A 14,311-nucleotide genomic window follows, 5' to 3' on the forward strand; every position below is an offset into this window, starting at 1 on the left:
GGCCGCTCAGGCCTCGAAGGTCGCGGCCAGCGCCTCGGCCAGCCCCGGCACCAGGTCGGACCCGGTGAGCACCTCGCTCGCCGCGTCCTTGTCGCGCAGCCGGACGGCCGACTCGCGGGCGCCGTCGCGCAGCACGCCCACCGTCAGCCGCACCTCCTGGCGCTCCGGGTGGGAGGCCACCCACGCGGCGAGCTCCTTCTCGCCCATGTCCTGCGGAACGTTCGCCTCCGCGGACGGGGGCAGCATCAGCCGCTCCACCGTCAGCGCGCAGCCGACGACGGCGTCCGGCCAGGCGACCGTGCCGAGGAACCGGTCGAGCTCGGTGCCGGCCGGCACCTCGTCCTGGAGGATCGGCGTGTACGAGGTGGTGCCTGCGGCGTCGCCCTGCGGCTCGTCGAGGCCGAGCTGCGCCGCGAGCTGCGGCTCCTGGGCGCGCAGCTGCGCGGTGTCGACGAGCGCGAAGAAGCGGGCGGGCTGGTCCCAGCCGAGCCCGGCCGCGTATTCGTCGATTTCGAGTACGGCACGGGTCAGCGGGCTCGCCGCCATCGGAGTGCCGGAGGGAGAAAGGTTGGACATGGGCAACATCCTGCCTCCTTCCGGGGTGATAACGGGAACTGACCAAAGCCTCAGTAAGTTGCAGGAGTGGGCTCTACGATCGGGGGCCCGTCGGACAAAGACACAGTGACTTCGAGGTGCGCACCTTGGCTTTCCAGATGCCGGACCGCGGCGGAGGCCCTTCCGGGCCACGGATCAGAGTCGGCCGCCCGTCCCGGCGTGCCCGGACCCTGCTGATGACCTTGGGTGTCCTGGCCGTGCTGGCCATGGCGTTCATCATGTTCGCCGGCTTCTGGACGGACTGGCTGTGGTACCGCTCCGTCCACTACTCGTCCGTCTTCACCACCACGCTGTGGACCAAGGTCGGACTGTTCTCGGTGTTCGGCCTGCTCATGGCCGGGGCCGTGGGCCTGAACATCTGGCTGGCGCACCGGCTGCGGCCGCCGCTCAGCGCGATGTCGCTGGAGCAGCAGAGCCTCGACCGCTACCGGATGAGCATCGCCCCGTTCAAGAAGTGGCTGCTCGTCGGGATCGCCGCCCTGGTCGGGCTGATCGCCGGCGCCTCCGCCGCCGGCCAGTGGCGCACCTGGCTGATGTACGTGAACGGGGTGAAGTTCGGCAAGAAGGACCCGCAGTTCGGGCTGGACGTCGCGTTCTACGCCTTCGACCTGCCCTGGTACCGCTTCCTGCTGGGCTTCGGCTTCGCCGCCGTCGTGCTCTGCCTGATCGCCGCCGCCGTCGTGCACTACCTGTACGGCGGGCTGCGCATCACCAGCCCCGGCGCCCGCGCCACCGCGGCGGCCACCGGGCACCTGTCGGTGCTCCTCGGCCTCTTCGTCGCGCTCAAGGCGGTCGCGTACTGGCTGGACCGCTACGGGCTGGCCGTGAAGTCCAGCGACTTCAAGGCCGCGGACAACTGGACGGGCCTGCGGTACGTCGACGCCAACGCCTACCTGCCGGCCAAGACCATCCTCTTCTGCATCGCCGCGATCTGCGCCGTGCTGTTCTTCGCGACGCTGTGGCGCCGCACCTGGCAGCTTCCGGTGATCGGCTTCGGCCTGATGGTGCTCTCCGCCATCCTCATCGGCGGGCTGTACCCGGCGATCGTGCAGAAGTTCCAGGTCCAGCCGAACGAGCAGGCCAAGGAGTCGCCGTACGTCGAGAAGAACATCCGGGCCACGCGCGACGCGTACGGGATCGACGACTCCGAGGTCAAGGAGTACCCCGGGGTCAGCGCGAACAAGGACCAGGCCGCGCTGCGCAAGGCCGCCGACACCACGGCGAGCATCCGGCTCCTCGACCCGAACATCGTCTCCCCGACCTTCCAGCAGCTCCAGCAGATCAAGGGCTACTACGGCTTCCCGTCCACGCTGGCCGTGGACCGGTACAAGGGCCAGGACACGGTGATCGGGCTGCGCGAGCTGAACCTCGCGGGCATCCCGAAGAACAACTGGATCAACGACCACTTCAAGTACACCCACGGGTACGGCGTGGTCGCCGCCAAGGGCACCGAGGCCGACCGCGAGGGCCGCCCGGTCTTCACCCAGTCCGACCTGCCCTCCAAGGGCGAGTTCGGCACCGACTTCGAGCAGCGCGTCTACTACGGCGAGATGACGAAGCAGTACTCGATCGTCGGCGGCCCGCAGAAGGAGCTCGACTACTCGGACGACAGCGGCGAGAAGGAGACGAGCTACCGGGGCAAGAGCGGGGTCAGCCTCGACAACCCGGTCAACCGGGCCGCGTACGCCCTCGCCTTCAGCGAGCCGCAGATCCTCTACTCCGGGGCCATCGGCGAGGGTTCGCGGATCCTCTACAACCGCACCCCCAAGGAGCGGGTGGAGTCCGTCGCCCCCTGGCTCACCATCGACGGCGCGGCCTACCCGGCCGTGATCGACGGCCGGATCCAGTGGATCGTCGACGCGTACACGACCACCAACGGGTACCCGTACGCCTCGCGCACCACGCTCGGCGACACCACCGCCGACTCGCTGACCAACCAGCAGCGCGCGGTCGTCGCCCAGGAGAACCAGGTCAACTACATCCGCAACTCCGTCAAGGCGACGGTCGACGCCTACGACGGCACGGTGCGGCTGTACCAGTGGGACACCCAGGACCCGGTCCTGAAGACCTGGATGAAGGCGTTCCCCGACACGGTCAAGGCCAAGAGCGAGATCCCGAAGTCGCTCATGGAGCACATGCGCTACCCGCAGGACCTGTTCAAGGTCCAGCGCGAGCTGCTGACCCGCTACCACGTGACCGACCCGCAGACCTTCCTCAGCGGCTCGGAGGTCTGGGCGGTGCCGGACGACCCGACCACCAAGGCCGAGAACGCGGTCCCGCCGTACTACCTGTCGATGAAGATGCCGGGGCAGCCGGAGGCCGGCCAGGTCTTCTCGCTGACGACCACCTTCACGCCCAACGGCCGCGACAACCTGAGCGCCTTCATGGCGGTCAACGCGGACCCCGCCACCTCCGACTACGGCAAGATCAGAATCCTGAAGCTGCCGACCAGCCGGACGGTCGACGGGCCCAAGCAGGTGCAGAGCCAGTTCAACTCCGAGCAGAAGATCGCCGAGTCGATCAGGCTGCTGCGCGGCGGCGACTCCGAGGTCGAGTACGGCAACCTGCTCACGGTGCCGCTCGACGGCGGGATGCTCTACGTGGAGCCGGTGTACGTGCGCGGCGGCGGCCTGAAGTACCCGCTGCTGCGGAAGGTGCTCGTGACCTACGGGGGCCAGACGGCCTTCGAGGACACCCTGGAGAAGGCGCTCAACGTGGTCTTCGGGGCCGAGGCGCCGACCGTCCCGCCGGGCGACGGCACCAAGCCGCCCACCACGACCACCCCGGGCAACCCGACGGTCAAGCAGGCGCTCGCCGACGCCGCCAAGGCGCTGGAAGCGGCCGACAAGGCCATGAAGGCCGGGGACTGGGCCGCGTACGGCAAGGCGCAGGACGATCTGGAGGCCGCGCTCAAGCGGGCCCAGGAGGCCGAGGCCAAGACCGCGCAGCCCAAGCCGGGCGCCACCCCGAAGGCCCCGGAACCGGGGGCCGCGGACCCGTCGAAGACGCCCGCACCGCCCGCCGGCGGTCAATAGGTCAAAGCTCTCCCCCGCGTCGTGATACGGTGGTTTCACCGACGCGGGGTGGAGCAGCTCGGTAGCTCGCTGGGCTCATAACCCAGAGGTCGCAGGTTCAAATCCTGTCCCCGCTACTCCGAACGAAGGCCCGGATCCACTGGATCCGGGCCTTCGTCATGTGTCCGCTCGTTGATCTGTCACCCGGTGGGGGTGAGTTGAGGCGGGAGCGTGTTTGACTTGTCACTCTGTGGGCATGTCGACAAAACGCTGTAGTGACCTCACTGGCTGCGACATACCAGGTGTACGCGGGTTGCAGGTGATGCGACGATGGGATTTATGGGGGACAGGTCAACTCTGCTGGAGACAGGGCGGTTTGTGCGGGCGGAATCCGACGAGAACAAGACCACGGGTACCGAGGCACTCCTGGCCGAGGCGGTCGACACCGCGATGACCGAAGCGGTGGCCGACGCCGAGCTGGAGGCGCGGCACCGCGCTGCCGCCGACGCGGGGGACGCGGCGTCGATGAGCGTGCTCGGAGCCTCCCTGCTGCGCCGCGGCGACCTCGACGGCGCCGAACCCTACCTCCGCGGAGCCACCGCCTCCGGCGACCGGGCCGCCGCCAACAACCTCGGCGTCCTGCTGCACCAGCGGGGTCGCGCCGAGGAGGCCGCCGGCTGGTGGCGGGTCGCCGCCGTCGCCGGCTCCGCCGCGGCCGCCCACGCCCTGGGCCGCCACTACCGCGAGCGCGGTGACGAGCCGGCCGCCGAGTACTGGCTGCGCCAGGCCGCCGAATCCGGCCACACCCTGGGCGCGTACGCCCTCGCCGACCTGCTGGAGCACCGCGGGGACGCGGCCGCCGAGCGCTGGCTGCGCGCCGCCGCCGAGCAGGGCCACCGCGAGGCCGCGTACCGCCTGGCCCGGCTGCTGCGCCGGGACCGCAAGGCCGAGGCCGAACAGTGGTACCGGCAGGCCGCCGCCCGCGGCCACCGCCGGGCCGCCCTGCACCTCGGCACGCTCCTGGAGGCCCGCGGGGAGGTCAAGGAGGCGGGCCGCTGGTACCTGACCTCCGCCAAGCAGGGCGAGGCCCGGGCCGCCTGCGCCCTCGGCTTCCTGCTGCGCGACGCCGGGGACGAGGAGGGCGCGGCCTCCTGGTGGCTGCGCGCCGCCGAGGACGGCGACGGCAACGCGGCCAACGCGCTGGGCGCCCTGCACGCCGCCCGCGGCGAGACCCAGACCGCGGAGAAGTGGTACCGCGCCGCCATGGACGCGGGCGACGACAACGGCGCCTACAACCTGGGACTGCTGTGCGCCGCGCAGGAGCGCATGCAGCAGGCCGAGCAGTGGTACCGGCGGGCCGCCTACGCGGGCCACCGCGAGGCGGCGAACGCGCTCGCGATCCTGCTGCTCCAGGTCGGGGACGCGGCCGGGGCCGAGCCCTGGTTCTCCAAGGCGGCCGAGGCGGGCAGCGTGGACGCCGCCTTCAACCTCGGGATCCTCTTCGCCGGCCGGGACGAGGACCGCACCGCCCTGAAGTGGTACGAGCGCGCCGCCTCGGCCGGCCACACCGACGCCGCCCTCCAGGTCGGCATCGCGCTGGTGCGCGACGGCGAGGAGCGGGCGGCCGAGCGGCACCTGCGGTGCGCGGCCGGCGGGGGCAGCGCGGAGGCGGCCTTCCGGCTGGCCGCGCTGCTCGAATCGCTGGCCCCGCCCGCCGAGCCCCCGGCCCTCGGCGAGCCCGCGCCGGGCAAGACCGAGAGCGAGGAGTGGTACGAGCGCGCCGCCGAGCAGGGCCACCGGCGGGCCCAGGTCCGCGTGGGCATGCTCGCGGCGGGCCGCGGGGAACTGGGCACGGCCGCCCGCTGGTACCGGGAGGCCGCCGAGGCCGGCAGCCGCAACGGGGCCTTCAACCTCGGCCTGCTCCTCGCCCGCGAGGGCAGCGAGCCGGAGGCCGCCCTGTGGTGGACCCGGGCCGCGGTGGCGGGCCACGGCCGGGCCGCCCTGCGCCTGGGGCTGCTCGCCGCGCGCCACGGGGACCTCAACGAGGCGCGCAAGTGGTGCGCGCGGGCCGTGGAGCTGGGGCCGGCGGAGGTGGCCCAGCGGGCGGCGCGGCTGCGCGAGGCCCTGGAGGAGGAACTCACGGCGTAGCGCGGGGTCCCCGGCCGGGGGTCCGCCGGGCCCGCTGCAATGGATTTGCACCTGGTCGGGGCCATCGCGTAACGTGGGGTTCACCGACGCGGGGTGGAGCAGCTCGGTAGCTCGCTGGGCTCATAACCCAGAGGTCGCAGGTTCAAATCCTGTCCCCGCTACTGAAGAGAAGGCCCGGATCCAGGGAACTGGATCCGGGCCTTCTTGCGCGTGTGCTGCGGTCCGGCCAGGGCCGCCTGCGGTCCCGCCTCCCTGCGGCGCGGAAGACGAAGAGGGCCCCCGCCGGGCGGGGACCCTCTTCCCGTTCGTTCGTACCGTGCCGGGCCGGGCGGTGCGGGCCCGCTCAGGCGGCGGCGCAGCTCGGGCAGATGCCGCGGTAGGTGACCTCCACGTCCGAGACGACGAAGCCGAAGCGCTCGGAGTCGGGCAGGTCCGACAGCGGATTGCCCGACGGGTGCACGTCGCGGATCGCGCCGCAGCGGGCGCACACCAGGTGCTGGTGCGGGCGGTGGGCGTTCGGGTCGTAGCGCTTGGCCCGCCGGTCGGTCGCGACCTCCAGCACCTCGCCGAGGGAGACCAGCTCGCCCAGGGTGTTGTAGACGGTCGCCCGGGAGATCTCGGGCAGTTTCGCCACGGCACGCGCATGCACTTCGTCGGCCGTCAGGTGCACGTGGTCACCGTCGAGCACCTCGGCCACGACGCGCCGCTGTGCGGTCATGCGCCATCCGCGTCCGCGAAGTCGTTCCAGCAGGTCACTCATACCCGCCAGCCTAACAGCGGAGGGATCCGGTGTAGTTCCCGAACGGGTTCGGAATTGGATCTTCAATCGATCTGGACGAAGTCCATTCCGGGGCGGGGTCCGGACCGGACCGCCGCCGGAGTGGGCCGGCGGGCCGGGCCCCGGCGGGGGTGCCGGCCCGCCGGCGCGTCACGCGGGGACCGTGCGCCGGGCCGGGACCCAGCAGCGGATGACGTCGCGGACCGAGACGATGCCCACGGGGCCGCCGTCCGCGAGCACGATCAGGTGCCGGAAGCCGCCGTGGGCCATGGCCTCGGCGGCTTCCTGAAGCGTGGCGTCGGGGGTGCAGAACACCACGTTGTTCGTGGTGTGCGCGCCGACGGTCTCGCGGTCGGGATCGTGTCCCGCGCCCAGCGAGTTCAGGATGTCGCGCTCGGTGAGGATGCCGATCCCGCTGGTGTCGGGGTCGAGGACGACGGCTGCGCCGACGCGCCGGCCGGACATCAGGCAGGCGGCCTGCCGGAGGGTGTGGGCGGGTCCGAGGGTCAGGATGAGCGTGCTCATGGCGTCACGGACGAGCATGAAGAGAGCCACCTCCTAGGCGTTCCCCCCGCCCTGGCCGCATTCGAGAAGGAATTCACAAACGCACAAGCGGGGGGATTCTCAGGGTGGCACGGACACGGAGAGCGAACAAGGGGGCACGGCGCGCATGCGGCCGGCGAGGTGTGCGACCCCTGGCCCGGAGCCGGGGCGCAAAGCCCCCGCTCAGCGCCGGCACGGAAAGCCCCCGCTCAGCGCCGGCGCGGGAAGACCCCGGCCCGGCGCCGGTACGGGAAGACCCCGGCCCGGCGCCGCATCCGGGCGGACGGCCTCAGCTGCGGTTCAGGAAGCCGAGCAGTTCCTCGTGGAGCAGGCCGTTCGAGGCCGCCGCGTTGCCGCCGTGCACCCCGGGGGTCCCGTCCAGGGCGGTGAAGCGGCCGCCCGCCTCCTGCACCACGATCGCGTTCGCCGCCATGTCCCACAGGGACAGCTCCGGCTCGGCGCAGATGTCCACCGCACCCTCGGCGACCAGCATGTACGGCCAGAAGTCCCCGTACGCGCGGGTGCGCCAGACACTGCGGGTCAGGTCCAGGAAGCCGGGCAGCCGGCCCTGCTCCTCCCAGCCGCTCAGCGAGGAGTACGCGAAGGAGGCGTCCGCCAGCGAGCCCACCTGCGAGACCCCGATGCGGCGGCCCTGCTCCGGGCCCGGGCCGGTGTACGCGCCGCCGCCCTCGGAGGCCCACCAGCGGCGGCCCAGCGCCGGGGCGGACACCACGCCGACCACCGGGCGCCACACCCCGTCCGCCCCCTCGGCCATCAGGGCGATCAGGGTGGCCCACACGGGGACCCCGCGCACGTAGTTCTTCGTCCCGTCGATCGGGTCCACGACCCAGCGGCGCGGGCCCGAGCCCTCGACCCCGTACTCCTCGCCCAGCACCGCGTCGTCCGGCCGGGCGGCCTTCAGCAGTGCCCGTACGACCTCCTCGGCGGCCTTGTCGGCCTCGCTCACCGGGGTCATGTCCGGCTTGGTCTCGACCTTGAGGTCCAGGGCCTGGAACCGCTGCATGGTGGCGGCGTCGGCCGCGTCCGCGAGCGCGTGGGCAAGGCGCAGATCATCGTCATACTCGGGCATGGCCGAACAGTATCGGCACGGAATCGGCCGGACCACACGGTGTCCACGTCATGGCGCGCGGGCCCCCTTGACAGGGTGCGGCGGCCCGTCAACGCTGGCGGAGATGGCTGAGGTTCCCGGACGGAGTGCGGGGCGGGAGGCGATGATGCCGGCAGCGCGGGAATCCCTGCTGGAGGCAGCCCAGGTGGCGCTGACGGGCCGGCCCTGGCCCGCCGTGCGGATGGTGGACGTGGCCGCCGCCGCCGGGGTCTCGCGGCAGACCCTCTACAACGAGTTCGGCGGCAAGGACGGCCTGGCCCGGGCGCTGGTGCGGCGGGAGGCCGACTGGTACCTCGCCGGGGTGGACCGGGCCCTCGGGGCCCCGGCCGCGCCCCGCGAGCGGCTGCTCGCGGTCGCCGAGTGGACCGTGCGGGCCGCGCGGGCGCACCCGCTGCTGCGCGCCCTGCTCACCGGCTGCTGGGATCCGGACCTGCCGGCCCGGCGCCGTCCGGACTCCGTCCCCGGGCCCGCCGACCTGGCCCGCGCCGTGCGCGACCGGGCGGCGGAGGCCCTGGCGGACGGGGAGGCCGGGGCGCTGCGCTGCGAACTCGCCGTACGGGTGGCCCTGTCCTACCTGGTCGCGCCCGACGGGGAAGCGGACGGCCGGGAGCTCGGGGAACTGCTGGAGCTGGTGCTGTGAGCGGCCGGGGGACCGGCCCGGCGGCCGGGGCCCCCGCTCAGTGGGCGCTCCCGGACAGCTGGAGGCCGATCACCCCGATGATGACGAACGAGATCGAGACGATCTTCAGGGTGGAGACGAGGTCGCCGAGGAAGACCATGCCGTAGATCGCGGTGCCGGCCGCCCCGATGCCGGTCCACACCGCGTACGCGGGACCCACGTCGAGCTTGCGCAGGGCCAGGGTCAGCAGGCCGAAGCTGCCGAGCGCGAAGGCGGCGAAGGCGATCGTCGGCCACAGCCGGGTGAAGCCGTGGGACAGCTTGAGGCAGACCGCGAACCCCGTTTCGAGGATTCCCGCCACGACAACCAGCAGCCACGCCATGTCGGATGCCTCCCCGCGTCATGTGACACGGCCTCGCGCCACTTGGTGCGATTATGCATTTACCAGACACGGCACCGGCCAAACCCGGCCGCCCGCGCGCCGCACGGGCCCGCGGCCGCCGCCCCGCCCGGGGAGGCGGCGCCCGCGGGCCTCAGTCGCCCTCGCGCCGTTCGCGGGTGGCCAGCAGCCGGCGCAGCGAGAACAGCCGGGCCGGCTCGGCGTGCCCGTCGGCCACCCACTGGTCCAGCGCGCAGTCCGGCTCGTCGTGGCTGCACGCCCGCGGGCAGCCCTCCGTACCCGGCTCCAGGTCCGGGAAGGCGTGGATCACCCGGGAGGGCTCGATGTGGTGCAGGCCGAAGGAGCGTACGCCCGGGGTGTCGATGACCCAGCCCTCCGCCCCCGGCAGCGGCAGGGCCAGCGCCGAGGTGGTGGTGTGCCGGCCGCGGCCGGTGACCGCGTTGACGTGGCCGGTGGCCCGCTGCCGGTCGGCCGCCACCAGCGAGTTGACCAGGGTGGTCTTGCCCACGCCCGAGTGGCCGACGAAGGCGGTGATCCGGCCCACCAGGCGCTCGCGCACCCGGTCGGCCGCCGCGCCCTCCGCCAGCTCCTCCCGGTTGGTGACCACGTAGTCCACTCCGAGCGTGGAGTACGTCTCCAGCAGCTTGTCGGGGGAGGCCAGGTCGGACTTGGTCAGCACCAGCAGCGGCTCCAGCCCCGCGTCGTACGCGGCGACCAGGCAGCGGTCGATCATGCGGGGGCGCGGCTCCGGGTCGGCGAGCGCCGTCACGATCGCCAGCTGGTCGGCGTTGGCGACGACCACCCGCTCGTACGGGTCGTCGTCGTCGGCCGTGCGCCGCAGGACCGACTTGCGCTCCTCGATCCGGACGATGCGGGCGAGGGTGTCCTTCTTCCCCGACAGGTCGCCGACGATCCACACCCGGTCGCCCACGACCGCCGCCTTGCGGCCCAGCTCGCGGGCCTTCATCGCGGTGACCCTGCGGTCGTCGACCAGGCAGGTCAGGCGGCCGCGGTCGACGGTGAGCACGAAGCCCTCGGCCGCGTCCTCGTGCTTGGGCCGGATGTTGGTCCGGGGCCGGTTGCCCTTCGGGTTGGGCCGGGCCCGGATGTCGTCCTCGTCGGTGTGCTTGCCGTACCGGCGCATCGCGCTACGCTCCCGCTCCCGCGAGCATGTCCGCCCACATCCGCGGGAAGTCCGGCAGGGTCTTCGCGGTGGTGGCCACGTTCTCGATCTGCACTCCCCGGACCGCCAGGCCGATCACCGCGCCCGCGGTGGCCATCCGGTGGTCGTCGTACGTGTGGAACACCCCGCCGCGCAGCGGGCGCGGCCGGATGCGCAGGCCGTCGGCGGTCTCGGTGACGTCGCCGCCGAGCCCGTTGATCTCCTTGGTCAGGGCCGCCAGCCGGTCCGTCTCGTGGAGGCGCAGGTGCGCGACCCCGCGGAGCACGGACTCCGAGTCGGCCAGGGCGGCCACGGCGGCGATGCCCGGGGTGAGCTCGCCGACCTCGCTCAGGTCCACGTCGATGCCGTGGATCTTGCCGGTGCCGGTGAAGACCAGGCCGGCGTCGGTGAGCTCGCAGGAGCCGCCCATCTCGGTGAAGATCGTGCGCAGCGCGTCACCGGGCTGAGTGGTGCGGTGCGGCCAGTCGGGGATGGTCACGGTGCCGCCGGTGACCATCGCCGCGGCCAGGAACGGCTGCGCGTTCGACAGGTCCGGCTCGACCACCAGGTCGCGGCCGAGCAGGGCGCCGGGGGCGACCCGCCACACGTTCTTCTCGCCGCCCGACTCCGGGGTGTCCACCTGGGCGCCCGCGGCCCGCAGCATGTCCACCGTCATGCGGATGTGCGGCATGGAGGGCAGGGTCTCGCCGGTGTGCCGGACCTCGACGCCCTGGTTGAAGCGGGGGGCGGAGAGCAGCAGTGCGGAGACGAACTGGGAGGAGTTCGAGGCGTCGATCTCGACCACCCCGCCGTCCAGGGCCCCGCCGCCGTGCACCGTCAGCGGCAGCGCGCCGCGGCCCTCGTCGTCGATGCGGGCGCCCAGGGTGCGCAGGGCGGTGATGACCTGGCCCAGGGGGCGCTCGTACGAGCGGGGGTCGCCGTCGAAGCGGACCGTGCCGTCGGCCAGGGCCGCGACCGGCGGGAGGAAGCGCATGACCGTGCCCGCGTTGCCCACGTCCACCGCGGCCGGGCCGTGCAGCGGGGCGGGGATGACCCGCCAGGCCTCGCCCGTGGCGCCCGCGGCGGAGCTGGAGGAGACCGTTTCCTCGATGCCCACGCCCAGCGCGCGCAGGGCGTCCGACATCAGCTGGGAGTCGCGGGAGCGCAGCGGACGGCGCACCCAGCCCGGCTCGGCGGCCAGGGCGGCCAGCACGAGGGCGCGGTTGGTGACCGACTTGGAGCCCGGCACGGTGACGGTGGCGCGCACGGCCCCGTCGGCGAGCGGGGCGGGCCAGAGGTCGTGGGGCGCTGAGGTCGAGGTCATGGCCCTTACTTTAGGCCCTGGGCCGGGTGCCGGAGCCGGAGCGCCCGCCGGGTCTCACAGTCCGAGCAGCCACCGGCCGCCGCCGCTCAGCGAGGTGAGCGAGACGACGTGGAAGAACAGGAGCCAGGCGCCGGCGGGGGTGTGGGTGAGCCGCCCGAGCTGGTCGGCGTCCGAGTCCGGGGCGCCCTGGAGCCGCCGTTTGCGCTGGAGCTCGAAGGGCGGGCGGACACCGCCCAGCAGCAGGAACCAGACCGCCGTGTAGGCGAAGGCGGCCTGCACCCCCTCGGGGGCCAGCCAGGACACCAGCAGGAAGGTCCCGCCGCTGAGGAGGACCGTGAAGACCCCGTACGCGTTCCTGATGGACAGCAGCATGAGGAGCAGCAGGGCGGTGGCCACCCACAGCAGCAGGGTCACGCGGTGCGCGGCCAGCAGCCAGGCCCCGCCCAGGCCCAGCAGCGAGGGGGCGGTGTAGCCGGCGGCGGCGGTGAGGATCATGCCGGGCCCGGTGGGGCGGCCGCGGCTGACGGTCAGCCCGCTGGTGTCCGAGTGCAGCCGGATGCCGCGGAGCCGGCGGTTCGTGAGGACCGCGGCCAGCCCGTGCCCGCCCTCGTGGGCGATGGTGATCGCGTTGCGGGCGACCAGCCACACCGGGCGCGGGACGACGGCGGCGAGCGCGGCCGCGGCGGTCGCGGCCACCAGCCAGGGCGCGGGCGCCTCCTGTATGCCGGTGAGCCGGTCCCAGAGGCCGGCGAGGGAGGTGCTGTCCATCAGGTGGCGGACTCCTTGCGGTGCGGGGTGGCGGCCATGGCAGTGTGGCAGCCATGTGCGGTAGGTATGCAGCGAGCCGGCGGCCCGAGGACCTCGTCGAACAGTTCGGCATCGAGAAGTGGGAACCCTCGGAGACCCTCGCCCCCGATTGGAACGTGGCCCCCACCAAGGAGGTCCACGTGGTGCTCGACCGCCCTCTGAAAGACGCGGCGGACCGCCGTCCGGTTCGGCAGCTGCGGGTCCTCCGGTGGGGGCTGGTGCCCTCCTGGGCGCCGAACGCGGAGGGCGCCGCCCGGATGATCAACGCCCGCTCCGAGACCGTGCACGAGAAGCCCTCGTTCCGCGGCCCCTTCGCCCAGCGCCGCTGCATCGTCCCCGCCGACGGCTACTACGAGTGGGTCACCGGCGCCGAGGAACGGCAGCTGGAGGTCGAGGGCCGGCGCAAGCGGCCCCGCAAGCAGCCGTACTTCGTGCTGCCCGCCGACGGCTCGGTGTTCGCCATGGCCGGCATATACGAGTTCTGGCGCGACCCGGCCCTGCCCGACGGGCACCCGCAGGCCTGGTGGGCCACCTGCTCCGTGCTGACCGCCGAGGCCGAGACCGCCCCGCTGGCGGCCGCCCCCGCCGACGGGCCGCGCAGCCTCGCCGAGATCCACCCCCGGATGCCGCTGATGCTCACCCCGGACCGCTGGGACGCCTGGCTGGACCCGGCCCGCACCGGCGCCGAGGAGCTGCGCGGGCTGCTGGAGCCGCCCCCGCCCGGGCTGATGCGCGCCTACCCGGTGGCCACCGCCGTGAGCAACGTGCGCAACAACGGGCCCGAGCTGCTCGCCGAACTCGCCGCGCCGGAGCTCGGAACCCTGTTCTGACCTGCGGCGGGCAGCGGGCAGGATGGGCCCATGACGCGCATCGAGACCGTCCCCACCCCGGCCGGGGACGCCCGAGTCACCTGGGTCCCCGCCGCCCGGGCCCGTGCGGTCCTCGCCGTGGGCCACGGCGCGGGCGGCGGCATCGAGGCCCGCGACCTGCAGGCGCTGTCGGAGGCCCTGCCCGCCCGCGGGTTCTCCGTGGCCCTGGTCGAGCAGCCCTGGCGGGTGGCCGGGAAGAAGGTCGCCCCCGCCCCCAAGACCCTGGACGAGGGCTGGCGCGGGCTGTGGCCGGCCCTCGCGGAGCCGGGGCTGCCGGTGGTCGCCGGCGGCCGCAGCGCGGGCGCCCGGGTGGCCTGCCGGACCGGGGCCGCGCTGGGGGCCGCGGCCGTGCTCGCGCTGTCCTTCCCGCTGCACCCGCCGGGGAAGCCGGAGCGCTCGCGGGCCGGGGAGCTGACCGGGGCGGGCCTGCCCGCCCTCGTGGTGCAGGGCGGCCGGGACCCCTTCGGGCGGCCGGAGGAATTCCCGGAAGGGGACCACGAGCTGGTCGGGGTGCCGTTCGCCGACCACGGGTTCGCCGTGCCCAAGAAGGCGGAGCTCACCCAGGAGGCGGCCCTGGAACTGATCGCCGGGACCGTCGGCGACTGGCTGGAACGCCTCTTCCCCTGAGCGGAGCCCGGAGGTCCGGGGCCCCCGGGAGCGGGCCCCGCCGCGTGACGCGCGGCCGATGCCCCGTGACGCAGCTCGCACGACTGGCGCCGGCAGCGGGAATGTGCTGCGCGGCGGCCGGGTTGTACGGGACGTCGGTACGTACAGCACAGCCAGAGGAGAAGAGGCACCGCATGGGCTCGACCATCTGCCCCGACCGCCCGCAGGCCGCTGACCTGGAGTGGGTGGTGCTCGCGGCGCCCAAGACGGACCTCAAGAAGGCCCCCATTCGAGCGG

The 14,311-nt window shown here is 73.5% G+C and carries 13 protein-coding genes and 2 tRNA genes; 7 read left to right on the top strand and 8 right to left on the bottom strand.

Features of this window, described 5'->3' with window-relative positions; genetic code table 11:
- Window positions 1-6 precede the first annotated feature (6 nt).
- The gene (locus ACZ407_RS21630; RefSeq protein ID WP_468130568.1) at window positions 7-585 is read right to left on the bottom strand and encodes a PPA1309 family protein; all 579 of its coding nucleotides are present in this window, start codon (window positions 583-585) and stop codon (window positions 7-9) included.
- Between the two features lie 128 nt (window positions 586-713).
- Here ACZ407_RS21630 and ACZ407_RS21635 point away from each other — a divergent pair, with 128 nt between their 5' ends.
- From ACZ407_RS21635 to ACZ407_RS21650, 4 genes are all read left to right on the top strand, one after another.
- A complete protein-coding gene (locus ACZ407_RS21635) occupies window positions 714-3,650 on the top strand; it encodes a UPF0182 family membrane protein (RefSeq protein ID WP_468130774.1) in 2,937 nt (978 codons plus the stop codon).
- Between the two features lie 42 nt (window positions 3,651-3,692).
- A tRNA-Met gene (locus tag ACZ407_RS21640) sits at window positions 3,693-3,766 on the top strand.
- Window positions 3,767-3,968: 202 nt separating this feature from the next.
- Window positions 3,969-5,777 carry a tetratricopeptide repeat protein gene (locus tag ACZ407_RS21645; RefSeq protein WP_468130570.1) on the top strand — a complete coding sequence of 603 codons (1,809 nt, stop codon included), beginning with the start codon at window positions 3,969-3,971 and terminating at the stop codon, window positions 5,775-5,777.
- An 87-nt stretch (window positions 5,778-5,864) separates the two neighbouring features.
- A tRNA-Met gene (locus tag ACZ407_RS21650) sits at window positions 5,865-5,938 on the top strand.
- 182 nt (window positions 5,939-6,120) lie between these two features.
- Here the strand turns inward: ACZ407_RS21650 and ACZ407_RS21655 are convergent.
- The 3 genes from ACZ407_RS21655 to hisN form a co-directional block, all read right to left on the bottom strand.
- The gene (locus ACZ407_RS21655) at window positions 6,121-6,537 is read right to left on the bottom strand and encodes a Fur family transcriptional regulator (protein ID WP_468130572.1); all 417 of its coding nucleotides are present in this window, start codon (window positions 6,535-6,537) and stop codon (window positions 6,121-6,123) included.
- A gap of 168 nt (window positions 6,538-6,705) precedes the next feature.
- Window positions 6,706-7,098 carry a CBS domain-containing protein gene (locus ACZ407_RS21660; protein ID WP_468130574.1) on the bottom strand — a complete coding sequence of 131 codons (393 nt, stop codon included), beginning with the start codon at window positions 7,096-7,098 and terminating at the stop codon, window positions 6,706-6,708.
- A 289-nt stretch (window positions 7,099-7,387) separates the two neighbouring features.
- On the bottom strand, window positions 7,388-8,188 hold the full coding sequence (hisN, locus tag ACZ407_RS21665) for a histidinol-phosphatase (protein WP_468130576.1): 801 nt from the start codon (window positions 8,186-8,188) through the stop codon (window positions 7,388-7,390).
- A gap of 142 nt (window positions 8,189-8,330) precedes the next feature.
- Here hisN and ACZ407_RS21670 point away from each other — a divergent pair, with 142 nt between their 5' ends.
- A complete protein-coding gene (locus ACZ407_RS21670) occupies window positions 8,331-8,867 on the top strand; it encodes a TetR/AcrR family transcriptional regulator (RefSeq protein ID WP_468130776.1) in 537 nt (178 codons plus the stop codon).
- A 37-nt stretch (window positions 8,868-8,904) separates the two neighbouring features.
- Here ACZ407_RS21670 and ACZ407_RS21675 read toward each other — a convergent pair whose 3' ends face one another.
- The 4 genes from ACZ407_RS21675 to ACZ407_RS21690 form a co-directional block, all read right to left on the bottom strand.
- The gene (locus tag ACZ407_RS21675) at window positions 8,905-9,228 is read right to left on the bottom strand and encodes a DMT family transporter (protein ID WP_468130578.1); all 324 of its coding nucleotides are present in this window, start codon (window positions 9,226-9,228) and stop codon (window positions 8,905-8,907) included.
- 151 nt (window positions 9,229-9,379) lie between these two features.
- Window positions 9,380-10,390 carry a ribosome small subunit-dependent GTPase A gene (rsgA, locus tag ACZ407_RS21680; protein WP_468130580.1) on the bottom strand — a complete coding sequence of 337 codons (1,011 nt, stop codon included), beginning with the start codon at window positions 10,388-10,390 and terminating at the stop codon, window positions 9,380-9,382.
- A 4-nt stretch (window positions 10,391-10,394) separates the two neighbouring features.
- On the bottom strand, window positions 10,395-11,732 hold the full coding sequence (gene aroA / locus ACZ407_RS21685) for a 3-phosphoshikimate 1-carboxyvinyltransferase (RefSeq protein ID WP_468130582.1): 1,338 nt from the start codon (window positions 11,730-11,732) through the stop codon (window positions 10,395-10,397).
- Window positions 11,733-11,786: 54 nt separating this feature from the next.
- A complete protein-coding gene (locus ACZ407_RS21690) occupies window positions 11,787-12,500 on the bottom strand; it encodes a M50 family metallopeptidase (protein WP_468130584.1) in 714 nt (237 codons plus the stop codon).
- A gap of 53 nt (window positions 12,501-12,553) precedes the next feature.
- Between ACZ407_RS21690 and ACZ407_RS21695 the strand changes: the two genes are divergently transcribed.
- Both ACZ407_RS21695 and ACZ407_RS21700 read left to right on the top strand, forming a co-directional pair.
- Complete coding sequence (locus ACZ407_RS21695; protein ID WP_468130586.1) at window positions 12,554-13,369, top strand: SOS response-associated peptidase; 816 nt, start codon at window positions 12,554-12,556, stop codon at window positions 13,367-13,369.
- A gap of 30 nt (window positions 13,370-13,399) precedes the next feature.
- The gene (locus ACZ407_RS21700; RefSeq protein WP_468130588.1) at window positions 13,400-14,035 is read left to right on the top strand and encodes an alpha/beta hydrolase family protein; all 636 of its coding nucleotides are present in this window, start codon (window positions 13,400-13,402) and stop codon (window positions 14,033-14,035) included.
- The last annotated feature ends 276 nt before the right edge of the window (window positions 14,036-14,311 follow it).

Source organism: Streptomyces sp. NPDC030809 (assembly GCF_055572195.1).